At 69.2% G+C, this 24078-nt stretch carries 18 protein-coding genes and 2 tRNA genes; 4 read left to right on the top strand and 16 right to left on the bottom strand.

Features of this window, described 5'->3' with window-relative positions; translation table 11 throughout:
* Positions 1–29: 29 nt before the first annotated feature.
* Positions 30–8531 (top strand): GH36-type glycosyl hydrolase domain-containing protein, encoded by an 8502-nt coding sequence (locus tag ASC95_RS01085; RefSeq protein WP_157255888.1) that lies wholly within the window; start codon positions 30–32, stop codon positions 8529–8531.
* Between the two features lie 55 nt (positions 8532–8586).
* On the opposite strand, the gene ASC95_RS01080 is transcribed toward ASC95_RS01085, so the two are convergent.
* Positions 8587–8790 (bottom strand): hypothetical protein, encoded by a 204-nt coding sequence (locus ASC95_RS01080; RefSeq protein ID WP_057295954.1) that lies wholly within the window; start codon positions 8788–8790, stop codon positions 8587–8589.
* A 129-nt stretch (positions 8791–8919) separates the two neighbouring features.
* Between ASC95_RS01080 and ASC95_RS01075 the strand changes: the two genes are divergently transcribed.
* The 3 genes from ASC95_RS01075 to ASC95_RS01065 all read left to right on the top strand — a co-directional run bounded on the left by ASC95_RS01075 (position 8920) and on the right by ASC95_RS01065 (position 12201).
* Positions 8920–10440: a glycine betaine ABC transporter substrate-binding protein gene (locus ASC95_RS01075; RefSeq protein WP_057295953.1), complete on the top strand. Its 1521-nt coding sequence runs from the start codon at positions 8920–8922 to the stop codon at positions 10438–10440.
* A 92-nt stretch (positions 10441–10532) separates the two neighbouring features.
* The gene (locus ASC95_RS01070) at positions 10533–11258 is read left to right on the top strand and encodes an ABC transporter substrate-binding protein (protein WP_235537649.1); all 726 of its coding nucleotides are present in this window, start codon (positions 10533–10535) and stop codon (positions 11256–11258) included.
* A 154-nt stretch (positions 11259–11412) separates the two neighbouring features.
* Positions 11413–12201: a glycoside hydrolase family 19 protein gene (locus tag ASC95_RS01065; RefSeq protein ID WP_057295951.1), complete on the top strand. Its 789-nt coding sequence runs from the start codon at positions 11413–11415 to the stop codon at positions 12199–12201.
* 93 nt (positions 12202–12294) lie between these two features.
* Here the strand turns inward: ASC95_RS01065 and ASC95_RS01060 are convergent.
* From ASC95_RS01060 to ASC95_RS00990, 15 genes are all read right to left on the bottom strand, one after another.
* Positions 12295–12370, bottom strand: a tRNA-Lys gene (locus tag ASC95_RS01060).
* 72 nt (positions 12371–12442) lie between these two features.
* Positions 12443–12518 (bottom strand) — tRNA-Lys (locus ASC95_RS01055).
* 67 nt (positions 12519–12585) lie between these two features.
* Complete coding sequence (locus ASC95_RS01050; protein ID WP_057295950.1) at positions 12586–13380, bottom strand: ThiF family adenylyltransferase; 795 nt, start codon at positions 13378–13380, stop codon at positions 12586–12588.
* Complete coding sequence (ybgF, locus tag ASC95_RS01045; RefSeq protein ID WP_057295949.1) at positions 13380–14159, bottom strand: tol-pal system protein YbgF; 780 nt, start codon at positions 14157–14159, stop codon at positions 13380–13382. Before ybgF ends, ASC95_RS01050 begins: the two co-directional genes overlap by 1 nt.
* 5 nt (positions 14160–14164) lie before the next feature.
* The gene (gene pal, locus ASC95_RS01040) at positions 14165–14701 is read right to left on the bottom strand and encodes a peptidoglycan-associated lipoprotein Pal (RefSeq protein WP_057295948.1); all 537 of its coding nucleotides are present in this window, start codon (positions 14699–14701) and stop codon (positions 14165–14167) included.
* 99 nt (positions 14702–14800) lie between these two features.
* On the bottom strand, positions 14801–16072 hold the full coding sequence (gene tolB, locus ASC95_RS01035; protein WP_057295947.1) for a Tol-Pal system beta propeller repeat protein TolB: 1272 nt from the start codon (positions 16070–16072) through the stop codon (positions 14801–14803).
* Between the two features lie 129 nt (positions 16073–16201).
* Positions 16202–17695: a ribonuclease G gene (gene rng, locus ASC95_RS01030; protein WP_057295946.1), complete on the bottom strand. Its 1494-nt coding sequence runs from the start codon at positions 17693–17695 to the stop codon at positions 16202–16204.
* A gap of 143 nt (positions 17696–17838) precedes the next feature.
* Positions 17839–18444 carry a nucleoside triphosphate pyrophosphatase gene (locus ASC95_RS01025; protein ID WP_057295945.1) on the bottom strand — a complete coding sequence of 202 codons (606 nt, stop codon included), beginning with the start codon at positions 18442–18444 and terminating at the stop codon, positions 17839–17841.
* On the bottom strand, positions 18441–18908 hold the full coding sequence (gene rlmH / locus ASC95_RS01020; RefSeq protein WP_057295944.1) for a 23S rRNA (pseudouridine(1915)-N(3))-methyltransferase RlmH: 468 nt from the start codon (positions 18906–18908) through the stop codon (positions 18441–18443). The genes ASC95_RS01025 and rlmH overlap by 4 nt, the downstream gene beginning before the upstream one ends.
* A complete protein-coding gene (gene rsfS / locus ASC95_RS01015) occupies positions 18908–19654 on the bottom strand; it encodes a ribosome silencing factor (RefSeq protein WP_057295943.1) in 747 nt (248 codons plus the stop codon). Before rsfS ends, rlmH begins: the two co-directional genes overlap by 1 nt.
* Positions 19655–20242: a nicotinate-nucleotide adenylyltransferase gene (gene nadD, locus ASC95_RS01010; RefSeq protein WP_057295942.1), complete on the bottom strand. Its 588-nt coding sequence runs from the start codon at positions 20240–20242 to the stop codon at positions 19655–19657.
* Complete coding sequence (hemF, locus tag ASC95_RS01005) at positions 20239–21174, bottom strand: oxygen-dependent coproporphyrinogen oxidase (protein WP_057295941.1); 936 nt, start codon at positions 21172–21174, stop codon at positions 20239–20241. Before hemF ends, nadD begins: the two co-directional genes overlap by 4 nt.
* Complete coding sequence (locus ASC95_RS01000; protein ID WP_057295940.1) at positions 21171–21791, bottom strand: 1-acyl-sn-glycerol-3-phosphate acyltransferase; 621 nt, start codon at positions 21789–21791, stop codon at positions 21171–21173. Before ASC95_RS01000 ends, hemF begins: the two co-directional genes overlap by 4 nt.
* Positions 21788–23089: a phosphoribosylamine--glycine ligase gene (gene purD, locus ASC95_RS00995; RefSeq protein WP_057295939.1), complete on the bottom strand. Its 1302-nt coding sequence runs from the start codon at positions 23087–23089 to the stop codon at positions 21788–21790. Before purD ends, ASC95_RS01000 begins: the two co-directional genes overlap by 4 nt.
* Positions 23089–23811 (bottom strand): YebC/PmpR family DNA-binding transcriptional regulator, encoded by a 723-nt coding sequence (locus ASC95_RS00990; RefSeq protein WP_057295938.1) that lies wholly within the window; start codon positions 23809–23811, stop codon positions 23089–23091. Before ASC95_RS00990 ends, purD begins: the two co-directional genes overlap by 1 nt.
* Between the last annotated feature and the right edge of the window lie 267 nt (positions 23812–24078).

Genomic DNA, 24078 nt, shown 5'->3' with positions numbered 1-24078 from the left:
GCCGGCGCGCCGGCACCCAAAGTCGGACCATGTCCGCACCCCCGCAACACCCGCCGCATGACCTGACGCCCCCGGGCGCTGCCCAAGCCTTCCTGCGCCTGGCCGGCGGCGCCGAAGCCGCCGCCGCTCCGGTGCGTGCCGTGCAGTTCGGTGCCGATCGCTTCGCCGAACATGGCCGCAGCCTGGCCGCCGCGCAGCGGGTAGACGACCCGCGGCAGCAGCCCCGCCCCTTCTCGCCGCGTCTGCGCAGCAACCTTCAGGTCTGGGCCGCCGCGCTGGGCGTGCTGTCCGAGGAAGGCCTGCAGGCCGACATCGACCCCGCCCACGCCTGGCTGCTGGACAACGCCCGCATCGTGCAGCAGCAGCTCGACGAGGTGCTGCACGACCTGCCACGCAGCTACTTCCAGCGCCTGCCACGGCTGGCCGACGAGCCGCTGCAGGGCCTGCCACGCATCTACGGCGTCGCCTGGGCCTGGGTAGCCCACGCCGACAGCTCGCTGGACCTGGCCCTGCTGCACCACTTCCTGGCCGGCCACCACGAGGCCGAGGCGCTGACATTGCGCGAGCTGTGGGCCCTGCCGTCCACACTGCGCGTCGTGCTTGTGGAGAACCTGCGCCGGCTGGCCGAGCGCGCCGCCTGGCGTCATCTGGCACGCCGCGCCGCCCAGCACCTGTTCGAGGCGCTGCCGCAGCTGAACGCGGCAGCGGTGCGCAACCAGCTGCGGCAATGGCAATCAGCCTGGCCGCGCGACCCCGCCATCACAGCCCTGGCCCTGCGCCTGCACGAACGGCTGACCGACCGCGCCCTGGGCCAAGCCGAGCAGCGTGACCCCGATGACTCGTCCTGGGCCGCCGTGCAGGTCTGGCTGACCGAGGTGCTGCCCGACCCGGCCGCTGCGCAGGCCAGCGAGCAGGCCGAGAGCGCGGCCGACCACCAGAGCATTCGCAACGCCATTGGCAGCCTGCGCAACCTCGGCGCGGCCAACTGGGCTGGATTGTTCGAGGCCGTGCACCCGACGCTGCGCGCCCTGGGCCGCATCGACGTCTACCGCCAGGAGCACGAGGCCACGCGCGACATGGCCATGCATGCCATCGAGGCGTTGACCGAGCGCCATAACGTGCCCGAGGCCGACGTGGCCCAGGTGCTGCGCCTGCTCTGCAACGACTCCGCCTGGGCCGAGGACGCCGAGGAGCGGGCGCCGCTGTACTGGCTGGCCGGCCCCGGCCGCGAACGCCTGCTGAGCGAACTGCGCCTCAAGCCTACCGCCGGCGAGCGCTTCATCGCCGGGCTGCGCCGCCACCGCGCCGCCCTCTATCTGACCAGCCTGGCAGGGTTGCTGATCCTGGCCGAGCTGACACTGCTGCTGCTGGGCCTGCCTCCGGGTGTCGGCTGGCCCATGGTCGTGGCCGCCGTGCTGCTGTCGCTGCTGCCGGCCAGCGAGGCGGTGGTCGCGCTGGCCAACCGCCTCATCAGCGAGTCGGTAGCGCCGGCGCAGCTGCCGCGCCTGACCTGGCATCACGGCATTCCGGCCGGGGCGCGCAGCATCGTTGTCATTCCCTGCATGCTGACGCGGCCCAAGGGCATTGCGACCCTGCTCGCCCAGCTGGAGCGCCACCACCTGGCCAATCTGGAAGACGAAGCGCAATTCGCGCTGCTCAGCGACTTTAGCGATGCCAAGGCCGAGCACCTGCCGCAAGATGCGGCCCTGCTTGCCCAGGCGCGCGCCGGCATCGAGGCGTTGAACCAGCGTCACGGCACGGCCTGCGAGGGCCGCCCGCGTTTCCTGCTGCTGCACCGCGAGCGGCGCTGGAGCGAGACGGAACAGCGCTGGATCGGCTGGGAGCGCAAGCGCGGCAAGACCGAGGCATTGGCCGCCCTGCTGGCCGGCCAGCCCCCCGAGCTGCTGCCCGACCGCTTTGTCGACCTGGGCGAACTGTCCACGCCCGCGCCGGGCATCCGCCACATCATCACGCTGGATGCCGACAACGCCCTGCCCCCCGGTGCGCTGCGTGAGCTGGTTGCCATCGCCGCCCACCCGCTGAACCGCCCACGGTTGAGCCGCACGGCCAGCGGTGCCGTCACCGTCGTGCGCGGCCACGGCATGCTGCAGCCGCGCGTGGCCACACCGCTGGCTACCGCCGCCGGCAGCTCCACGGTGCATGGCACCTGGTTCCACAGCCTGTTCGCAGGCCAGCCGGGGCTGGACCCCTACAGCGCTGCCAGCTCCGAGGTCTACCAGGATCTGTTCGACGAAGGCAGCGCCACCGGCAAGGGGCTGATCGACGTGCAGGCCGCAGCGCAGGTGCTGGCCCATCGCTTCCCCGAGGGCCAGGTGCTCAGCCATGACCTGCTGGAGGGTTCGCTGATGCGCTGCGCCGGCGTCAGCGACGTGGTGCTGGTGGAGCCTGCGCCCATGCATGCCGACGTGGCGGCCTCGCGCATCCACCGCTGGACGCGCGGCGACTGGCAGCTGCTGCCCTTCCTCGGCCACCCGCGCCGGTGGGGCCTGCACGGCATCCACATCTGGAAGATGCTGGACAACCTGCGCCGCTCGCTCGTCGCTCCGGCCGCCCTGCTGCTGCTGGTCGCGTCGTGGATGGGCCTGGGCCTGGCACCGGCGTGGGCGCTCGGGTTGGTGGCCGCCACCTTCGGCGCCGGGCCGTTGATGGGCGCCCTGGCCGCCTGCGCGCCGTCGGGCGACCGCATCTCCCTGCCGCGCTTTTACCGGCAGGCGGCAACCGAACTCGGGCGCGCCGTCGGTGGCGTCGTCTGGCACATCGCATTGCTGCCGTCGGCAAGCTGGCTCAGCATCGACGCCATCGTGCGCGCGCTGTGGCGTCAGCGTGTCAGCCACCAACATCTGCTGGAATGGACCACCGCCGACGCAGCGGAAGCCGCCGCGCGCACCGACTGGCGCTCGCTGTGGCGCCAGCACAAGCATGTGACCTTCGCCACCGGCGCGCTGGCCCTGCTGCTGATGACGCCTGCCCTGATCGGCCGTCAGGTCGATTGGGACCAAGCCCTGCCGCTGCTGCTGGCCTGGGCCCTGACGCCGCTGTGGATAGGCCTGGCCAGCCGGCCGCGCGCCCGGCCGCGCCGCGAGGCCATCACCGACGATGAGCGCCAGTACCTGCTCAGCGTCGCCCGCGACACCTGGCGCTGGTTCGAGCGCTGGGTCACGAAGGATGACAACGACCTGCCGCCGGACAACGTGCAGTTCGACCCCGACATCGCCGTCGCCCACCGCACGTCGCCCACCAATATCGGCCTGTACCTGCTGTCGGCCTGCTGCGCGCGCGAGTTCGGCTGGCTGCATGACGTCGGCCTGGCCGAGCGCATCGGCCGCACGCTGGATACGCTCGACAAGCTGCCCCGCCACCGCGGCCATTTCTACAACTGGATTGACACCCAGCGCCTGGCCGTGCTGGAGCCGCCCTACATCTCCAGCGTGGACAGCGGCAACCTCTGCGCCCACCTGCTCGTCGTCGCAGCGGCCTGCGAGGGCTTTGCGCGCGGTGGCGAGGGCATGCCGCCGCCGCCGGCCGTGGCCGAGGCGCTGAACGCCGTCGCCACGCGGGCCCGCGCCCTCGCGCTGGCCCATGACTTCAGCTGGCTCTACGACCCGCAGCGCCGCCTGCTGCACATCGGCGCCATCGCGGCGCAGGGGTCCGAGCCCGGCACCGAAAGGCTGGACCAGAACCACTACGACTTGCTCGCCTCCGAGGCCCGCCTGGCCAGCCTCGTGGCCATCGCCAAGGGCGACATCCCACCGGCGCATTGGGGCGCGCTGGGCCGGCCCTTCTTCTCGCGCGGGCGCGTCACGGGGTTGAAGAGCTGGTCGGGCTCGATGTTCGAGATGCTGATGCCCTCGCTGGTGCTGGACGAGCCCACCGGCAGCGCGCTGGCGGACGCCGCCCGCGCGGCCGTCATGGAGCAGATCCGCGCCGGGCGCGCGGCCGGCCTGCCGTGGGGCGTGTCCGAGAGCGCCTATGCCAAGCGCGACCACAGCCTGGCCTACCAGTACGGCCCGCAGGGCGTGGCCAGCCTGGCGCTGCGCGACACGCCGATGGAAGAGATCGTCATCGCGCCCTATGCCAGCCTGATGGCAACCATGGTGATGCCGCGCGCAGCCGTCGCCAACCTGCGTGCACTGCAGGCGCTGGGAGCCCGCCACGAGGGCGGCTTCATGGAGGCGCTGGACTACACCGTCGGCCGCCAGCCCGAAGCCACCAGCGACGCACCCCAGCAAGGGCGTCGCTTCCAGCGCATCGGCACGACGATGGCCCACCACCACGGCATGTCCCTCGTCGCACTGACCGAGGTGCTGTGCGGCGGCGCGCCGCAGCGCTGGGCCGACGCCGAGCCGCGGCTGTGCGCGGTACGCTGGCTGCTGCACGAGCGCGCCCCGCACAAGGTGGCGCCATTGCGCGAACCACCGCCACAGCCGACCCGCAGCGCACCGCGCCGCGCCCGCATCTCGCTGGTCGTGCCCGAGCTGCATGGCCGCGCCCTGCCCGCCACTGCCTGGCTGGGCCATGGCCGGCTGAGCGCGATGGTTCGCGAGCACGGTGGCGGCACGCTGGTCTGGGGCGAGCCGGGCTCACTGGTGCTGGTGAGCCGCTGGCGCGATGACCTGCCGCAGGACCTGCTCGGCCACCACCTGCATCTGCGCGATCTGGACCTGCACTGGAATGGCGCGCCCGAGTCCAGCCCGTGGCGTTCGCTCACGCTGCGGCCCACGCCCGGCCCGCAGTGGCGCTATGGCTGTCGCCTTCATCCGGCCAGCGCGCAGTTCACCGCCGAGGGCGAGGAACTGCACGCGCACACCGAGGCCTGGGTGGCCGTCGAGGACGACGTCGAGCTGCGCCGCATCACGCTGCGCAACCTGGCCCACCGGCCGCGCCGCCTGGCGCTGGTGTCCAGCTTCGAGCCCGTGCTGGCCCCGGCCAAGGCCGACCTGGCCCATCCGGCTTTCGGCAAGCTCTTCCTGCAGGCGCGCTGGGAGCCCGGCCAGCAGGCCCTGAACTGGCAGCGCCTGCCGCGCAGCCCCAACGAGGCGGCCCTGCATGCGGTGCATGCTCTGGTGGGCGTGGAGCTGGAGGGCGGCGCGCGGCTGGACCGCGTGCGAGCCGGCGCCGACCGCGCCCATTGGCTGGCCCGCGGCGGCATGCCCGGCCAGCCCGGCGGTGTCATTGCGCATGCCGGCGTGCAAGCGCTGCTCGGCACCGATGTGGCCGGCCTGAACACCGCGTCCGGCATGCTGGACACCGGCAACGACCCGATCTCGCTGCTGCATCTGGTGCTGCAGCTGCCGCCCGGCGCCAGCGTGACGCTGACGCTGGCCACCGCCGCAGCCCGCGAGCCGCAGACCCTCAGCCATCTACTGGACAAGCTGCGTCAGCCGGCCCTGGTCGAGCGAGCGCTGACGCTGGCCCACACCATGGCCGGCGTGCGTACGCAGGGCGCCAGCCTGGCGCCGGGCGCGTGGCGGGCCGGCCTCATGCTGCAGACCCTGCTGACCTCGCAGGCCGCCCGCGAGAACCTGCCCTTGCCCGAGACGGGCTACGAGCGCGACGCGCTGTGGCGCCATGGCATCTCGGGGGACGACCCCATCATCCTGATGCGCGTGGCTGATCCCACCGGCGTCATCATGGTGCGCGAGCTGTGTGCACTGCTGCAGGCCCAGGGTAGCCCGCTGCCGGTGGACGTCGTCGTGCTGGACGCCGAGCCGCCGTCCTATCTGGCGCCGGTGTCGCGCGCGTTGCGGTCCCTCGCCGAGCAGCAGACCCATGGGCGCTGCCGCGTGCATGTGCTGTCGGACGAGACCGTGGGGCCGGACACGCGCTTTGCACTGAACCTGCTGGCGCGCGTGCGCTGGTTCGCCGATGGCCGGCCGCTGGCCCAGCAGCTCGAGCGCCTGGGGCAGAGCCACGAGCAAGCCGCCAAGGCCCGGCGCGGCGCCGGCGCGACGCTGGTGTCCAGCCTCGCCGCCCCGCCCGGAGCCCAGGCGCCAGACAGCGACTTCGAGGTCGACAGCGGTGCCTGCCGCTTCGAACTCACCGAGCAAAGCCAGCCGGCGCGGCCCTGGATCAACGTCATCGCCAACGAGAACTTCGGCTGCCAGGTGTCCGAGCGCGGTGCCGGCATGGCCTGGGCCGGCAACAGCCGGCTGCACCAGATCACGCCCTGGTCGAACGACGCGCTGCTGGACTCGCCCGGTGAGTGGCTGATCCTGCACTGCCTGTCCAGCGGCAAGGCCTGGCTGCTCGGCCGCGCCAGCCCGCACCAGAGCGTGTCCCACCTGCCGGGAGCCACGGCCATGGCCTTCCAGCTGCCGGGCATGGTGGTGCGCCTGCGCTGGACGGTGGACGCGACAACCGCCGTCAAGCAATGCCAGGTGGAGCTGCACGCGGCGCCCGGCCGCCCGCCACGGCTGCTGCGGCTGCTGGCTGCGGCGCAGTGGCAGCTGGGCGCCGACAGCAGCGCGCGCCGCAGCGTCGTGACTCGGCTGGAAGCACCGCAGGGCGACGGCCCGCTGGTGGCCCTTGCCACGCAGGCCGATGGCCTCAACGGTTTCGGCGGCCACACGGCCTGGATGGCGCTGCGCCCGACCCGCGAGGGCGATGCGACGGCCGACCAGATCGAGGTCCTCTCCAGCGATCAGGCCCTGTGGCCCTGGCCCGCGGACGCCGGCTTCACGCCCGACCTGAACCGCCCGCGCCCCTGGACGGCCGCCATCGAAGCCAGTGGCGACCGGCGCCTGCTGTTCGACGACGAAGGGCGCCTCGTCATGCCGCACGCGCTGGACGGCCAGGCCGGCCCGGCCACCGACCCGGCCGCCCTGCTGGCGGTGCCGATCCGCCTGGAGGCCGGCCATGCCTGGCATGGCACGGTACTGCTCGGCCATGCGCAGAGCCTGGCCGCCGCGCGCGAGCAGGCCGCCAGCGCCTGGACGGCCGACCCGCTGCGCCGCCTGGCCGCCCAGCGCGAGGTCTGGCGGGCCTTGAGCGCGCCCGTGCAGGTGGCCACGCCCGACCCCGCCTTCGACGCGTTGGTGAACCATTGGCTGCCGGCCCAGGTGCTCGGCTGCCGCATCTGGGCACGCGCGGGCTTTTACCAAGCCGGCGGCGCCTTCGGCTTCCGCGACCAGCTGCAGGACGCCATGTCGCTGGTGCAGCACGCGCCCGAGCGACTGGCCGCGCAGATCCGCCGCCACGCGGCCCACCAGTTCCCGCCTGGCGACGTGCAGCACTGGTGGCATGACCCGGCCGGTGCCGGCGTGCGCACGCATTTCGCGGACGACCGGCTGTGGCTGGCGCTGGCGCTGGCGCTCTACGTCGAACGCACCGCCGACACGTCGCTGGCCGACGAAATCCTGCCCTTCCTGCAGGGCCGCCCCGTGCCCGAGGGCGCCGAGGACATCTACGAGGTGCCGGCCGTCAGCGACGAGCAGGCGAGCATCTACGAGCACGCCGCGCGCTCCATCGACGTCAGCCTGCCCGTCGGCGCCCATGGCCTGCCGCTGTTCGGCACCGGCGACTGGAACGACGGCATGAACCGCGTCGGCGCCGAGGGCCGTGGCGAGTCGGTGTGGATGGGTTTCTTCCTGTGCGCCGTCATCGACGCCCTGCACCCGCTGGCCATCGCCCGCGGCGAGCAGGCCCGTGCCGCGCGCTGGCGCCAGGCCCGCGACAAGCTGGCCAAGGCCCTGGACGCCGAGGCCTGGGACGGCCGCTGGTACCGCCGCGGCTGGTTCGACGACGGCAGCATCCTTGGCACCCACGACGCCAGCGAATGCCGCATCGACCTCATCGTGCAGGCCTGGGCTGTGCTGACCGGCGTCACCGAGGCCGACCGCGCCCGCCTGGCCCTGGACAGCGCCTGGCGCGAGCTGCACGACCGCGATGCCCACCTGCTGCGCCTGCTGTGGCCGCCGCTGAAGGACCACCAGCCACCGGCCGGCTACATCCAGGCCTACCCCGGCGGCGTGCGCGAGAACGGTGGCCAGTACAACCACGCCGCCACCTGGGCCCTGATGGCCAGCGCCAAGCTCGGCCAGGCCGAGCGCGCCTGGGCAGCCTTCACGGCCATCAGCCCGGCCCACCGCGGCGCCCATGGCGCGGCCTATGGGCTGGAACCCTTCGCTGTGGCCGGCGATATCGAGGCCGCCGCGCCGCACGCGGGCCGAGGCGGCTGGAGCTGGTACACGGGGGCCGCGGGCTGGCTGCTGCGCGCGGCGGTCGAATCGCTATGCGGCGTCAAGCTGGCCGATGGCCTGCTGCGCGTGCAGCCCTGCCTGCCGCCACACTGGCCGCAGGCCCGGCTGCGTCTGGTGCATCAGGGCCGGCGCATCGAGATGCTGCTGCAGCGTGCGCCGACCGGCGCCGGTATCGCGCCGCCAAGTGGCTACCGCACCCTGGTACCCGGATCGACGCTGGCGCTCGGAGAGGTTGAAGGCGACCTGCAGCTCTGGGTGCCGGTCACCGATGCCTTGCCGGCCCGCAGACCGGAACCGGCGGCAGCGTTCTGAATGCCCAAAAAGCAAGCGGCCCCGACTGGGGCCGCCTCAGCGAAGCAGGGGAAGATCAGACGACCAGGCTCAACAACGCGGCCATGAGGACGCTACCCAAGACGACGGTCGTGAACAGCCGGTCGCCGATGGCGCTGTCCAGGAATTCCAGCGAGCACAGCATGCGCTGCTTGCGGTCTGACAGCGTGCGGCACTGGCGCAGATGAACGCCCAGACTGTCCAGGTGCTGACGCAGCAGATGATCGGTGGCGCGGGACATGGGTGACCTCCTCTGAAAACATGCCTTCAACTCTAGAGAAAACTTGGCTTGGTTGCATTCGGACACCAAGGCGGCCGTGTGTAGGCCTTGTCTGACACTGCAACGCATGCCATGAGGCACCATGCGGCAATGAGAACCAGCCGGCAAGCACTTTGGTTGTTGACCCTGCTAACCGCGTGGTTTGCCGGCATGGCGCAGGCCGCGCCGGCAGCGCTGCAGGTGGGCTCCAAGCGCTTCACCGAGAGTTATCTGCTGGGCGAGATCGTCACGCAGACGCTCAATGGCCAGGGTATCGCCGCCGAACACCGCCAGGGCCTGGGCAATACCGCCATCCTGGCCGCGGCCTTGCAGCGAGGCCAGATTGATCTCTACCCGGAGTACACCGGCACCATCGTGCGCGAGCTGCTCAAGCGCGAGTCATCTGCGGATGCACAGGCCCCGCTGGCGCAGATCAACACGTGGTTGAAGCCGCTCGGCCTGAAGGCCGGCGTGCCGCTGGGCTTCAACAACAGCTATGCGCTGGCTTTGCGCGAGGCCGACGCGGCGCGGCTGGGAATCACGAGCATTTCCGAGCTGGCGACCAAGGCGCCGGCGCTGAAGGCCGGCTTGTCGCATGAATTCCTGGCCCGCGCCGACGGCTGGCCGGCACTGCAGCGCGCCTACGGCCTGAAGCTGCAACCCGGCGCCGGGCTGGACCATGGCCTGGCGTATCAAGCCCTCGCCAATGGCCAGGTCGACCTCATCGACGTCTACACCACCGACGCCCAGCTCGCCCGCCAGCCCGTGCGGGTGCTGCGCGACGACCGCGGCTTCTTCCCGCGCTACGACGCCGTGTTGCTGATGCGCGCGGCCGTCGACGACAGGCCGCTGCAGGGCCTGGCCGGCCGCCTGCCCGAAGCCGAAATGACCCGCCTGAACGCCGCCGCCGAGCTGGACGGGCGGCCCTTCGCCGACGTGGCGCAGGGCTTCCTGCAATCGGGCTCGGGCGGCACGGGTCACCAGGGCTTGATGGACCGACTGTTTGCACCCGACCTGCTCAAGCTGCTTGCCCAACATCTGGCGCTGGTGCTGGCCTCGCTCGCCCTGGCCGTGGCCGTCGCCGTGCCGCTGGGCATCGCGGCGCATCGCCTGCCGCGGCTGGCGGCGCCCGTCATGGCGGTGGCGGGCCTGCTGCAGACACTGCCTTCGCTGGCTTTGCTGGCTTTCTTGATCGCCCTCGTCGGCCGCATCGGCTTCGTGCCGGCCCTGCTGGCGCTGTTCGTCTATGCGCTGCTGCCCATCGTGCGCAACACCCATGCAGGGCTGCAGGCCGTGTCTGGCGGGCTGACCCATGCCGCACTGGCGCTGGGCCTGACCCGCGGCCAGACGCTGCGCGCCATCGAGCTGCCACTGGCCCTGCCCACGCTGATGGCCGGGGTGAAGACGGCAGCGGTCACCAACGTCGGCACGGCCACCGTGGCGGCCTTCGTCGGTGCGGGCGGCCTGGGCGAGCGCATCGTCGCGGGCCTGGCCGTCAACGACAGCACGCTGATGCTGGCCGGCGCTCTGCCCGCCGCGGCCCTGGCCGTCATCGTGCAACTGCTTTTTGATGCGCTGGAACGGCGGGGCGCGCACAATGGGTCACAAGAATATCGAGGTCGAGGGGCATGAACGCAAGGGCGCGATCCGGCTGGTGGATGGCTTGCATGCTGTTGGCGGCGATGTCCGCCCGGGCCGACTGCTCACGCGCCATCCACGTGCCCATGTCTCCCATCGGCCTGAGCGTGAGCTTCGAGGACGGCCGCGCCCAGGGCATCTACCCGACACTGTTGCGCGAGGTGGCCGCCGCCGACGGACGCTGCCAGTTCGACATGCACCGGGTGCCCCGCGCACGGCTGCAGTCGTTGTTTGACGCCGGCCAGGCCGACATGCTCGTGCCGGCCTCGGCCACGCCCGCACGCGATGCGATCGCCGAGTTCGTGCCGCTGATCCAGGTGCGGGCCAGCCTGCTGACCCTGGACACCGACGCGCCCGTGCCGCGCTCGCTGGCCGAGCTGCTGGCCCGGCCAGACTACAAGCTGGCCGTCGTGCGAGGCTTCTCCTTCGGCGCTGCCTATGACAGCACCATCGCGACGCTGCGCCAGCGCCAGCGCCTGGTCGAGGAGGCCGACCCAAGCGGCGTCGCCCGCGCATTGCGCCAGGGCCTGGCCCACGCCACCGTCATGACGGCATCCATCCTCGTCGGCACCCTGGTCGTGGACGGCGAGCTGACGCCGCTGCTGAAGCGCCTGCGCGTCGAACCGCTGGAGGAGCTGGGCTGGCACGCCAGCGGCCTCTATCTGTCGCGTCGCAGTCTCAATGAGGCCGACCGGCGCACACTGCGCCAGGCCCTTGCCCAGGCGGCGCGTAGCGGGCGAATCTGGCAGCTCTTCAATGAGCTGCATCCGCCCGGCAGCCTGGGTGTCAGCATCCGACCACTGACGCCCTGAGGCTACGCCTTCAGCGCACCTGGTTGCCGTCGTCCAGCGGCAGCCGCTGCAGCTTAGAGGCGGCAATCGCAATCTCATCCTGCTGATTGGGGATTCGCTGGCCGCGGCGGGCGCATAAGGTCGACACCTCTTCTTCCTGATGGGAGCCGTTGCCATGTGCATTGCCAAGAGCGTCGGGCTGGGTGCCCGCAACGATGTCGCCGATGTCCGCATCGTCCAGGTCCTGCTCAACATGAACAGCGAGGCCTGGAGCGGCGCGGCGCTCAAGCAGTTGGGGGTGGACGGGCAGATCGGCCCCAACACCATCGACGCGATCCGCGCCTTCGAGACCCAGGCCATGGGCCTGCCGGAGTCGGATGGCCTGGTGACGCCGGGCGACGCCACGATGACGCGGCTGCTGGCGGGCCTGCCTCCCGGCGCGACCAAGGAGAAGCTCGGCATCGTGATGCCACGGGCCATGCAAAAACGCATCGACCTCTACTTCGAGCCCCTGGTGAAGGGCATGACGCGCTATGGCATCGACACGCCGCGGCAGATCGCCCACTTCATCGCCCAGCTCGCACACGAATCGGGCTCGCTGCTCTACGCCGAGGAGCTGGCCAGCGGCAACGCCTACGACGGCCGCACCGATCTCGGCAACACGGAGCCCGGTGACGGCCCACGCTTCAAGGGCCGCGGCCTGATCCAGCTCACCGGACGCAACAACTACCGCGACTACAGCAAGTTCACCGGCACCGACTACGTCAGCGACCCCACGCAGCTTGCCCAGGACCCGTTCGCTTGCGTCGACGTGGCGTGCTGGTTCTGGAAGACGCGCGGCATCGGCCCGCTCGCCGAAGCCGACGACGCCAAGGCTGTCACCAAGCGGATCAATGGCGGCTACAACGGCCTGGATGACCGGTTGGAGCACTTGGCGCGTGCCAAGGCGCTGCTGGGGCTTTGAACCTCAAGCTGCTGCGGCTTCTCCCGACGCCGCACTCCAAACGCAAAAAAGGCACTTGGCGGTTCGCCAAGTGCCTTTTTGCTTCTTAAATTTTGGTGGGCCCTGAGTGACTCGAACACTCGACCTACGGATTAAGAGTCCGCTGCTCTACCAACTGAGCTAAGAGCCCTGATTCAACTAAGCGGACCTAGCTGAGCCAAAGATTGTAGCGTGGATTCCGTCGAATCACCGCTCAAAATTCTGGTGGGACGTGCAGGATTCGAACCTGCGACCAACGGATTAAAAGTCCGCTGCTCTACCGACTGAGCTAACGTCCCGTGTCAAGCAGAGCCCGCCATTATAGGCAGGTTTTTTGAGGCTCCACAAGAAGTTCTTGAACGGCCGTCAACCCGGATTTCGACTCAGGTGCAGGCGTTGCAGCTCGGCCGCGGCGCACAGGCCAAAGGTCGCCGTGACGGTGACGCTGGAACCATAGCCATGGCAGTTCAGGCTGCCGTCGCCAACGCCGACGATGTCGCAGGCTTCACCCTCTCCTTGCTGGGGCAGATGCACCGGCTCGCGCGAATACACACAGGCGACGTCCATCCTGCCGGCACGCGGCGCGCCGTGATGCTTGCGCAAGCGCTGGCGGAGTGAGGCCAGCAAAGGGTCGTGAGTCGTCGCGCTGAGGTCGTCGAGTTCGACGCGATGCGGCTCGCGCTTGCCGCCAGCGGCACCGACGGTCACAAAAGGCAGCGCATGCTCGCGAGCCCAGGCAGCCAGCACGGCCTTGGCGCGGACCTGGTCGCAGCAGTCGATGAGCCCGTCGAACTCGGCATCGTCAATCAGCCCCGGCCAGTTGTCGGGCTCGACGAATTCCTCGATGACGCGCACCGCGCAGCCGGGATGGATATCGGCGATGCGTTCTTTGAGCGCCTGCGCCTTGGCCATGCCGACGGTCGAGCCCAAGGCCTGGATCTGGCGGTTGATGTTGGATTCGGAGACCTGGTCCAGGTCGATCAGCGTCAGCTCGGCGGCGCCACTGCGCGCCAGGGCTTCTACGGCCCAGGAACCGACGCCACCCAGGCCCACGACCGCGAAACGCGCGGCGCGCAGGCGCTGGTAGGCGGCGTCGCCGTGCAGGCGGCGCAGGCCGCCGAAGCGGCGCTCCAGATCAGCGTCCAGCTGATCTGCGGTCATCAGCGCAGTGCCGCCAGCCGTTCCTTGGCGGCCTGCGCGGCCTCGGTGCCGGGATACGCCTTGATGAGCTCGTCAAGGCTGCGCCGGGCGGCTTTGTTGTCTTTCAGCTCGATCTGGCAATTGGCCAGCGCGAGCAGGGCTTCGGCCGCGCGGGGATGGTCAGGGTTGCCGGCGATGAAAGCCTTGAAGGTCGCGACGGCGTCCTTGTAGTCGCGCTTGCCGTACTGAGCGTTGCCGAGCCAGAAGCGCACAGAGTCGGTATAGCCGCTGGCCGGATAGCGCTTCAGAAACGCATTGAGCGCGGCGACGGCCTCGGTGAAGTCGCCACGGCGCACAAGGCCGATGGCGGCTTCGTACTGGTTGCGCTCGTCCGGGTTGACCTGGAACTCGCGGCCATCGAGGCTGACCTTCTGCGGCTCCAACGGTTTGAAGCGGGCTTCGACGGACTGCGACTGATCGGCCAGCTTGCGCTGGGTGTCGGCCAGGTCACGGGCGAGCTGCTCGTTGGCGCCGCGCAGCTTGGCGATCTCGCTGCGCAGGGCATCGATCTGGCCGTTCAGGTCCAGCATGCTGCGGCGCAGTGGCTGCAGCTGGTCCTGGACCAGCGTGTTGAGCTGTTCGGCACGCTGCTTGGCAGCGTCCTCGTTGGCCTTCACCGTGCCACGCAGTTCGAGGATGGCCTTGCGGGCTTCATCATCCTCGAACAGGCCCGCCTTCGCGGGCTGCATGAAAGCCGCGCTCGCGGCCAGGGTCATCAACGACAGTCGCAGAGCGCGCATCACTTTCACTTGTCCTTGAGCTCGACGCGGCGATTCTTGGCCCAGACTTCTTCGCCGCTGCCCTGAACGGCGGGGCGCTCCTTGCCGTAGCTGACAGCTTCAACCTGGTTGGCGCCGACACCCAGCAGCGTCAGCGACTTGGCAACGGCTTCGGCACGGCGCTGGCCGAGGGCCAGGTTGTACTCGCGGCCGCCGCGCTCGTCGGTGTGGCCTTCGAGGTTCAGTGCGGCGCGCTTGTTGGCGTTCAGGCGCTTGGCGTGCAGGTCGACCAGCGGGCGGTACTCTTCCTTGACGACGTCGCTGTCGTAGTCGAAGTAGACGACGCGATTGGCGCCCTTGTTGACTTCCTGGGTGTACTGGCTGAACAGGTCAACTGTCGGCACAGCGGTCTGCGCGGTCGTCGGCTGCTGCGCCGGGGTCGCCGCGGGCGGTGTGGTCTGGCGCGTCTCGACCGGCGCGGGCTCGTCCAGCTTGACGGCGGAGCTGCAGCCAGCCAGCACGGCGACGGCAGTCAGGGTGAGCGCAAAGCGGGTCAGTTTCATTCGAATAGTCTCCACAACAGACAGGGGGCAGGGGATGGGGAGCACTGCGCCATCAGCGGCGCGGGCGCGCCATTGTCCAACATGGTATGAACTGTCAAGTTACTGGCGTGTAAATGGACCCCACGTGGGCTCACGAACCTCTACCAATGTGACCAGCAGCGGCGTCTTCATCTTGCCGTCCAGCGTGGTCGTCATCAGCACTTCCTTGCCGCCGGCACGGCTCGCATACACGATGAGCTTGCCATTGGGCGCGAACGCCGGGCTTTCATCGTCGTTGGCTTCGCTGATCTGCTGTGACTGGCCGGTGCCAAGGTCCATCACCGACAAGCGGAAGGCCCCACTGATGCGGGTGATGTAGGCCAGCGTACGGCCATCGGGGCTGACCGCCGGGCTGATGTTGTAGTTGCCGCTGAAGGTCACGCGTTCGGCAGCGCCGCCGCTGGCCGGCATCCGGTAGATCTGCGGGCCGCCGCCACGGTCGCTGACGAAATAGATCTTGCTGCCATCGGGCGAGTAGCACGCCTCGGTATCGATGGAGCCGCTTTGTGTGAGGCGACGCAGGCCCGAGCCGTCGCGGTTGATGACGAAGAGCTGGGTGCCGCCGTCGCGCGACAGGCTGAGCACGAGCTGCGAGCCATCGGGCGACCAGGCCGGCGCGCTGTTGGTGCCCTTGAAATCGGCCAGCACCCGGCGGCCACCGGTCTGCACGTCCTGGACGCGCACCGTGGCCTTGCGGCTCTCGAAGGTCACGTAGGCGAGTTCTCGGCCATTGGGGGCCCAGGCCGGCGAGATGATGGGATCGGGGCTGGTCAATGCGACCTTGGCGCCCTCGCCGTCCGCATCGGCGACGACCAGGCTATAGCGCGGCCCGGCCTTGGTCACATAGGCCATGCGGGTGGCGAATACGCCGCGCTCGCCGGTGAGCTTCTGGTAGATGGTGTCGGCGATGCGATGCGCGGCGAGGCGGGCATCGTCGGGGTGCACGGCATGGGCTTCGCCAAGAAGCTCGGTGCGGTTGACGACGTCCCAGAGCTTGAAGCGGATATCCAGCCGTCCGTCGGCCAGTCGGGTGATCGAACCCGCTGCAAGTGCATCGGCCTGCCTGGCCTTCCAGTCGGGCCAGGCCGGGCTGCTCGTCTCGCTCAGGCCGGCGGGCGCATCGACGCTGCGAAACAGCCCGCTGCGTTCCAGGTCAGCGCGCACGATGGCGGCGATGGGCTGGCCCGAGGCCTTGGCGTCATCGCGGAAATCGACGATGGCCACCGGGATGCGAGTGCCGCCCGTGCCGGCGATGTCGATGCGCACCTGGGCCAGGGCCGAGGCGGCAGGGAAGGCCGCGAGCGCGGCAAGGCTGAGACGGCGAGAGATCATGCAGTTGACTTTGCAGTGCGGTCCGGAATTCTGCCGCAGCGCCGCACCATTTCATGCTTTGCCGCGGGCAGGCGGCAAATCCTTCGGAGGGCGGCGGACAGCACGCAGTGTGCTGTCCTTGGTCCCGACTCAGAGTAGGACGATGTCGTAATGTTCCGTCTGGTTGGTCGGCTCGGCGGTCAGCGAGATGGGCTTGCCGATGAAGTCGGACAGGCCGGCCAGGTGGGCGCTCTCTTCGTCGAGCATCATCTCGACGACATTGGCCGCCGCCACGACTCGGAACTCGCGGGGCGAGAACTGGCGCGCCTCGCGCAGGATCTCGCGCAGGATGTCGTAGCAGACCGAGCGCGCCGTCTTGACCTGCCCGCGGCCCTCGCAGGTCGGGCAAGGCTCGCAGAGCATGCGGGCCAGCGACTCGCGCGTGCGCTTTCGCGTCATCTCGACCAGGCCCAGCTGCGTGAAGCCGCCCACCGTCACCTTGGTGCGGTCGCGGCCCAGCTGTTTGCGGAACTCCGCCAGCACCGCCGTCTTGTGCTCCTCACGCGTCATGTCGATGAAGTCGACGATGATGATGCCGCCCAGGTTGCGCAGCCTCAGCTGGCGCGCAATGGAGCCCGCCGCTTCGAGGTTGGTCTTGAAGATGGTGTCGTCGAAGTTCTTGGCACCGACGAAGCCGCCGGTGTTGACGTCGATGGTCGTCATGGCCTCGGTCTGGTCGAACACCAGCGAGCCGCCGGATTTCAGCTCCACCTTGCGCGCCAATGCTCGGGCGATCTCGGCGTCGACATTGCACAGGTCGAAGATCGGCCGCTCACCGCGGTAATGCTCCAGCTTGGCCGTCGCGGCCGGCATGAAGGTCTCACCGAAGCCTCGCAACACGTCGTACTGCATCTTGGAGTCGATGCGGATGGAACCCGTGCGTTCGCTCGTCAGGTCGCGCAGCACGCGCTCGACGAGGCTCAAGTCCTGGTGCAACAGGTTGGCCGGCGGCGTCGTCAACGCACCCGCGCGGATCTGCTGCCAGGTCTTGCGCAGGTAGGCGATGTCGGCGCCAAGCTCCTCGTCGCTGGCGTCCTCCGCATTGGTGCGCAGGATGAAGCCACCGCCGCCGCCCTGCTCCTTGGTGCCGACCAGCGCGACCATGCGCGCGCGCAAGGCCTCGCGCGCCTCGGGCGAGCCGATCTTCTGGCTGATGCCGATGTGCTCGTCCTGCGGCAGATAGACCAGCATGCGGCCGGCGATGCTGATCTGGCTGGACAGCCGGGCACCCTTGGTGCCGATGGGGTCCTTGATGACCTGAACCGTCAGCGGCTGGCCTTCGAAGATGAGGCGCTCGATGGGCGTGGGCGGCACCTCGACGCCATGGCCGTTTTGATGCCGGCCATGGCCGAACTGCGAGGCACTGTGCAGGTCGGCCACATGCAGGAAGGCGGCGCGCTCCAGGCCGATATCGATGAAGGCGCTCTGCATGCCGGGCAGCACGCGCACCACCTTGCCGAGGTAGACGTTGCCGACCAGGCCCCGCTCCAACGTGCGCTCGATGTGCAGTTCCTGCACGGCGCCGTTCTCGACCACGGCCACCCGCGTCTCCTGCGGTGACCAGTTGATCAGGATGTCTTCCATCTCTCGCCTTTGAATGCTGATGCGTGCCGCCGGCCGAGGCAGCACGCATCAAAACTCGCAAGGAAACGCCGGGCCGCCCCAAGTTTCCTTGACCCCCTCGGGGGGCGGGCTGGGCGCAACCCGGACCTGGGGGCACTCAGAAATCAGAACTCAAAACCGAATTTGTCCAACAGCTGCGCCGTCTCAAAGAGGGGCAACCCCATGATGCCCGAGTAGCTGCCGGCAATCTTCACGATCCAGGCGGCTGCCTGGCTCTGGATGGCATAGGCGCCGGCCTTGCCGAACGGCTCCCGGCTGGCGACGTAGCGGTCGATCTGCGTGGCCGACAGCGGCGCGAATTCCACATGGGACACATTCAGCGCCGCGGCGCGATGCGTCGCATCGGCCACCGCAACGGCGGTGATGACGCGGTGCGTGCGACCAGACATCAAGGCCAGCATGCGCGCAGCGTCGGCATCGTCGGCGGGTTTGCCGAGGATGAGGCCGTCGACGGCCACGGTCGTGTCTGCGCACAGGACGGGCGCCGACAGCAGCCCACGCCCGGCCAGACGGGCCAACGCCGCATCCAGCTTGGCCGCGGTGACGCGGGCGCAATAGGTCTCGGGCACCTCGTCGGCTTGGACCGCCTCCAGCGCCTCGGCATCCTCGTCGGCGCCGGGCAGCAGCAACTCATGCCTGACGCCAAGTTGCTCCAGCAATTGGCGGCGACGCGGGCTTTGCGAGGCGAGGTAGATGAAACTTGGCTTCATTCGCGGTGATACGGGTGGCCGGTAGTCACGGTCCAGGCGCGATACAGCCCTTCGGCCAGCAGCACGCGGGCGAAGGCATGGGGCAAGGTGAGGTCCGACAGGCGCAAGGTCTCGTCGGCCGTGGCCTTCAGGTCGGGATGCAAGCCATCGGGCCCGCCAATGATGAGGGCGGCATCGCGGCCCTCACCCATCCACAGCTGCAGCCGCTCAGCCAACTGCACCGAGGTGCGGCGCTCGCCGCGCTCGTCCAGGATGATGCGGCGCACGCCCTTGGGTAAAGCTGCTTCGATGCGCGCCGCCTCGGCCGCCATCAGCTGCTCGGCCGTCTTGCTGCCTCGCGCCTCGGCCTTGACGGCCTTCAGCTCCAGCTTGAGCTCGGGCGGGAAGCGCTTGGCGAAGTCCTCGTAGGCGGTGTCGGCCCAGGCCGGCTGGCGCTGGCCCACGGCGACAAGGAAAAGGCGCATCAGCCCTTTTTCGAAGCCGCGCGGCCGGCAGGCTTGGCAGGCGCGCGGGGTGCTGCCTTGGCGGCTGGCTTGGCCGCAGGCGTGATCCGCTTGGCCGTTGCCGCCTTGCCGACACCCTGGCCGGCGCCGACCTTCACGGTCTTGACGGGTGTCGCTGTCTTTACGCCCACGCTGCGGGTCACGCCCTTCTTGGGCGCCTGGGTGCCTGCTGCGGCCTTCTTGGCAACCGCCTTCTTGGCAGCAGCCGACGGTACCGCCTTGTTGGCGCCTACCTTGGCTGCAGGTTTCGCGGCAGGCTTGGCCGCAGCCCTGGTCGTGATGGGCTTGGACGCCGTGGCCTTGCGCGCCGTCTTGACCGGTGCAGCGGGCTCCTCGGAGGCCTTGACCAGCTTGGTCTCGGTGCTGCCGAGCTTGAGCTTGACGGGCTTGTCGCCCCAGATCTCTTCGAGGTGGTAGTAGTCGCGGATGGCCGGCTGCATCACGTGGACGACGGCGGCGCCGCAGTCGACGATGATCCATTCGCCGTTGTCCTCGCCCTCGGTGCGCATGACCTGCATGCCGCGCCCCTTGACCGTTTCACGCACGCTGGACGCGAGAGCCTTGGTCTGCCGGTTGCTCGTGCCCGAAGCGATGATGACGCGCTCGAACAGAGGCGACAGATGCTCGGTGTTGAACACAACGATGTTCTGGGCCTTGACGTCTTCGAGACCATCGACGATGGCTCGTTGCAGCTTGCGAATGTCCATTCAGTGCTTCTTCTCGTAGAGGCGGTGCGAGGCAATATAGCTCGCCACCTCGGCGCCCACCATGGGGCTGATGTCCTCGCCGTGCGCGACGGCGTCGCGCACGGCGGTGGACGAAAGGGGAATTTCGGGCAAGTCCAGCACCTGCAGGCGGTGTGCCGGCAGGCCCGGCGGGGTCACGACGGCCTCACCAGCACGCGGCACGACGACCAGCGTGGCCAGCGTGGTGATGGTCTCGACCTGGTACCAGCTCGGCAGCCGGGCGTACTGGTCCTGGCCGATCAGGAACATCAGCTCCGTGCCAGCGTTCTGGCTGGCGAACTCACGCAAAGTATCGGCCGTGAAGCTGGGGCCGCGGCGGTGAAGCTCGCGCTCGTCGATCACGAAGCGCGGCTCACTGGCGATGAGTTGCTTGATCATCCCGGCGCGGTGCACGGCGGCGGCCATGATCTGGTCGGGCTTCTGCCACTGCCGCCCGGCGGGCAGCCAGACCATGCGGTCCGGTGCGAGTGCGTCCAGCGCAAAGCGGGCGAAGGCCAGGTGGCCGAGATGGGGCGGGTCAAAACTGCCGCCGAAGATTGCGAGCTTCACAGCCACAGTGCGGTGGGTATTTCGTCGGCCCAATCGCGTGGGCGCAGGAAGTCGCTGTACAGCTTCGCCTCGGGCGTGCCCGGCTCGGGCGCCCAGTCGTAGCGCCACAACACTCGCGGGGGCATGGACATGAGGATGGATTCGGTGCGGCCGCCCGACTGTAGGCCGAACAGGGTGCCGCGGTCCCATACGAGATTGAACTCGACATAGCGGCCACGGCGATAGGCCTGGAAGTCGCGCTCACGTTCGCCATAGGCATAGCCCTGGCGGCGCTCGACGATGGGCAGGTAGGCCTGCAGGAAGGCATCGCCGACGGAGCGCATCAGCGCAAAGCCCGCGTCGAAGCCACCTTCGGCGAAATCGTCGAAGAAGATGCCGCCGATGCCGCGCGGCTCCTGGCGGTGCTTCAGGAAGAAGTAGTCGTCGCACCAGGCCTTGAACTTCGGGTACAGCTCGGTGCCATGCGGTTGCAGCGCGTCACGACAGATGCGATGGAAGTGCTGCGCGTCGCGCTCGTAGCCGTAGTAGGGCGTCAGGTCCATGCCGCCGCCGAACCACGTTACGGCCGGCGCATTGGGCGGCAAGGCGATGAAGGCACGCACATTCATGTGCACCGTCGGAACGAAGGGGTTGTGCGGGTGCAGCACCAGGGACACGCCCAAGGCCTCGAAGGGCGCTCCGGCGAGTTCGGGGCGATGTTGCGTCGCCGACGGCGGCAGCACGCGGCCCTTCACATGCGAGAAGTTGACGCCACCGCGCTCGAACACCGGGCCGCCCTCGATGAGCCGCGACAGGCCGTCGCCTTCGAGCCGGCCACCGGGCTCGCGTGTCCAGCCGTCGGACGCGAAGGCATTGCCGTCGACCCCTTCCAGCGCCGTGACGATGCGCTGTTGCAACTCGAGCAGATAGTCGCGGACGGCTTGGGTGTTCATGTGCGCGGGCGGATGGGGCTGGCCAGCTTGGGGTGCTTGCCGACGCGCCTGCCGAAATAGGCGGCAAAGAGCGCGAAGTCGGCATGCACGTCGCCGGTCAGCATGACGAAGCGCGTCACCGAGACGACGCGCTGCTCGAAATCGAAATAGCACAGCCCCACCGGCACGCCGGCCTGCACGGCCACCTGGTAAGCGCCAGTGCGCCAGCCGCTCTTCAGCGAACGTGTGCCCTCGGGTGCGGCGGCCAGCCAGAAGCGCTCGCCACGCGCCGCGGCGGCCCGCATCTGGCGCACCGTGTCGGCGACGATGCCATGCGAGCTGCTGCGGTCCACACCGACACCGCCGATCCAGCGCATCCAGTGGCTGAGCAAGGGCGCCTTGAACAGGCTGTCCTTGCCCCAGAAGCGCAGCTGGATACCGACGGCCCACTTGGCCATCAGCCCGACAACGAAGTCCCAGTTGGAGGTGTGCGGATAGACCAGGATGACACCCTGCTCCGCCGGCACGCCAGGTGCATCCACCGTCCAGCCGAACAGGCCCAGCAGCCAGCGCGCCAGGGCGCTGGACGGGCCATGCGGGCGCAGGGGCCCGGTCAGGACAATGGGTGCTGCGTTCAACGCTTGATGGCCCGGTGGCCAATGTCGCTGCGGTACTGGCGGCCTGCGAACTGGATGCCCGTGGCCAGCTCATAGGCGCTCTGCGCGGCGGTGCGCACGGATTCACCCAGGGCCGTCACGCAAAGCACGCGGCCCCCGCTGGTGACGAGCTGGCCATCGACCATCGCCGTGCCGGCGTGGAAGACCATAGCCTCGTCGTCGTCCTCCGGCAGGCCGCTGATGGCGTCGCCCTTGCGCGGGTTGAGCGGGTAGCCCTCGGCCGCCAGCACGACGCCGAGCGCCACGCGGCGGTCCCACTGCAGTTCGACCTCGTCCAGCGTGCCGTCGGTCGCGTGCATCATCAGCTCGAAGAGGTCGCTCTTGAGCCGCATCATGATGGGCTGGGTCTCGGGGTCGCCCATGCGCGTGTTGAACTCGACGGTACGCGGCTGGCCATGGTCGTCGATCATCAGGCCGGCGTAAAGGAAACCGGTGAACGGATGGCCGTCCCGCGCCATGCCGGTGATGGTCGGCTGGATGATCTCGTGCATGACCTTGGCATGCACATTCGGCGTGACCACCGGCGCAGGCGAGTAGGCGCCCATGCCGCCGGTGTTGGGGCCGGCGTCGCCGTCCAGCAGGCGCTTGTGGTCCTGGCTGGTGGCCAGCGACACGACATGCTTGCCGTCGCAGACGACGATGAAGCTGGCCTCCTCGCCTTCGAGGAAATCCTCGATGACGACGCGCGGCACTGCCAGCCCATCCGCGCCGGCGTTGTGCGTCACGCCCAGCTTGTTGTCCTCAAGGATCCACGAGATCGCCTCGTGCGCCTCGGCCAGCGTCATCGCGACGACGACGCCCTTGCCTGCCGCCAGGCCATCCGCCTTGATGACGATGGGCGCGCCGCGGTTATCCACGTAGGCATGGGCCGCGGCGGCATCCGAGAAGGTCTCGTAGGCGGCCGTCGGGATGCCGTGGCGCTTCATGAAGTCCTTGGCGAAGGCCTTGGAGCTCTCGAGCTGGGCGGCGGCCTTGGTGGGGCCGAAGATGCGCAGGCCGCGCGAGCGGAATTCGTCGACGACACCCGCGGCCAACGCTGCCTCGGGGCCGACGACGGTCAGCGTGATCTTCTGTTCGGCGGCGAAATCGGCCAGCGCGCGCGCGTCGGTCATACCGATGGGCACCGTCTCGATCCGCTCGTCGCGAGCCGTGCCGCCGTTGCCGGGCGCGACGTAAACCTGGCTGACGCGCTCGCCCTGGGCCAGTTTCCAGGCCAGCGCGTGCTCGCGGCCACCATTGCCAATGACAAGAACTCGCATCAATTCAGCTCAGCGTTGTGATAGACGGCTTGCGTATCGTCGAGGTCTTCGATGACGTCCAGCAGTTTCTGCATGCGTTCAGCGTCTTCGCCGCTCAGCTCGATGGTGTTCTCTGCGCGCATCGTCACTTCGGCCAGCTCCGGCACCAGGCCGGCAGCCTCAAGCGCCGCCTTGACGATCTCGTAATCCGCGGGTGAGGTCAGCACCTCGATGGCGCCATCGTCGCCGGTGATGACATCCTCGGCGCCGGCATCCAGTGCCACTTCCATGAGCTTGTCTTCCGACGTGCCGGGCGCGAACAGCAGTTGGCCGCAATGCTTGAACTGGAAGGCCACCGAGCCGTCCGTGCCCATGTTGCCGCCGTATTTGCTGAAGGCATGGCGCACCTCGGCCACGGTGCGGACACGGTTGTCCGTCATCGTGTCGATCATGATGGCCGCGCCACCGATGCCATAGCCTTCATAGCGGATTTCTTCGTAGGTCAGCCCATCGATGTTGCCGCTGGCCTTGTCGATGTTGTACTTGATGCGGTCCGCCGGCATGTTGGCGGCCTTGGCCTTGTCCACCGCCAGGCGCAGGCGCGGGTTGTCCTTGATGTCGGGCCCGCCCTGGCGGGCCGCGACGGAGATCTCACGAATGATGCGGGTCCAGATCTTGCCGCGCTTCTCGTCCTGACGGCCTTTGCGATGCTGGATGTTGGCCCATTTGGAATGTCCGGCCATGTGGCTCTAGCTCCTTTGGCAGCACGGCGCTGGTGCCGTGCAACCCTCGATTCTACGAGGCCGCTTCCCGGCCGCCCGACCTCCCGCCCCCCCGAAGACGAGGCTCGACCGGCGCGCCGCGCGCGCCTTCGTAGCCACCCTGCATGCGTTGCTGCGCATTTCAACGTGCCAAATGCCCTTCAACGCATGGCATCACGCATCGGTAGCGCTGCATGGCCTAACTACGGGGATAAACGGCATCCGGCGCCCGCCAGCCCCCCTAGAAAG

It is taken from the genome of Pelomonas sp. Root1217, assembly GCF_001425705.1.
In the GTDB taxonomy this organism is placed as follows: Bacteria; Pseudomonadota; Gammaproteobacteria; order Burkholderiales; family Burkholderiaceae_C; genus Pelomonas.
The sequence above is the reverse complement of the archived record's forward strand: the minus strand, read 5'-3'. Positions and strand labels throughout refer to the sequence as shown.

Bases quoted from the DNA above. Each gene is read 5' to 3' on its own strand.
- ASC95_RS01085 (WP_157255888.1), top strand. From the start codon at position 30: ATGTCCGCACCCCCGCAACACCCGCCGCATGACCTGACGCCCCCGGGC.
- ASC95_RS01080 (WP_057295954.1), bottom strand. From the start codon at position 8,790: ATGTCCCGCGCCACCGATCATCTGCTGCGTCAGCACCTGGACAGTCTG.
- ASC95_RS01075 (WP_057295953.1), top strand. From the start codon at position 8,920: ATGAGAACCAGCCGGCAAGCACTTTGGTTGTTGACCCTGCTAACCGCG.
- ASC95_RS01070 (WP_235537649.1), top strand. From the start codon at position 10,533: ATGTCTCCCATCGGCCTGAGCGTGAGCTTCGAGGACGGCCGCGCCCAG.
- ASC95_RS01065 (WP_057295951.1), top strand. From the start codon at position 11,413: ATGTGCATTGCCAAGAGCGTCGGGCTGGGTGCCCGCAACGATGTCGCC.
- ASC95_RS01050 (WP_057295950.1), bottom strand. From the start codon at position 13,380: ATGACCGCAGATCAGCTGGACGCTGATCTGGAGCGCCGCTTCGGCGGC.
- ybgF (WP_057295949.1), bottom strand. From the start codon at position 14,159: ATGCGCGCTCTGCGACTGTCGTTGATGACCCTGGCCGCGAGCGCGGCT.
- pal (WP_057295948.1), bottom strand. From the start codon at position 14,701: ATGAAACTGACCCGCTTTGCGCTCACCCTGACTGCCGTCGCCGTGCTG.
- tolB (WP_057295947.1), bottom strand. From the start codon at position 16,072: ATGATCTCTCGCCGTCTCAGCCTTGCCGCGCTCGCGGCCTTCCCTGCC.
- rng (WP_057295946.1), bottom strand. From the start codon at position 17,695: ATGGAAGACATCCTGATCAACTGGTCACCGCAGGAGACGCGGGTGGCC.
- ASC95_RS01025 (WP_057295945.1), bottom strand. From the start codon at position 18,444: ATGAAGCCAAGTTTCATCTACCTCGCCTCGCAAAGCCCGCGTCGCCGC.
- rlmH (WP_057295944.1), bottom strand. From the start codon at position 18,908: ATGCGCCTTTTCCTTGTCGCCGTGGGCCAGCGCCAGCCGGCCTGGGCC.
- rsfS (WP_057295943.1), bottom strand. From the start codon at position 19,654: ATGGACATTCGCAAGCTGCAACGAGCCATCGTCGATGGTCTCGAAGAC.
- hemF (WP_057295941.1), bottom strand. From the start codon at position 21,174: ATGAACACCCAAGCCGTCCGCGACTATCTGCTCGAGTTGCAACAGCGC.
- purD (WP_057295939.1), bottom strand. From the start codon at position 23,089: ATGCGAGTTCTTGTCATTGGCAATGGTGGCCGCGAGCACGCGCTGGCC.
- ASC95_RS00990 (WP_057295938.1), bottom strand. From the start codon at position 23,811: ATGGCCGGACATTCCAAATGGGCCAACATCCAGCATCGCAAAGGCCGT.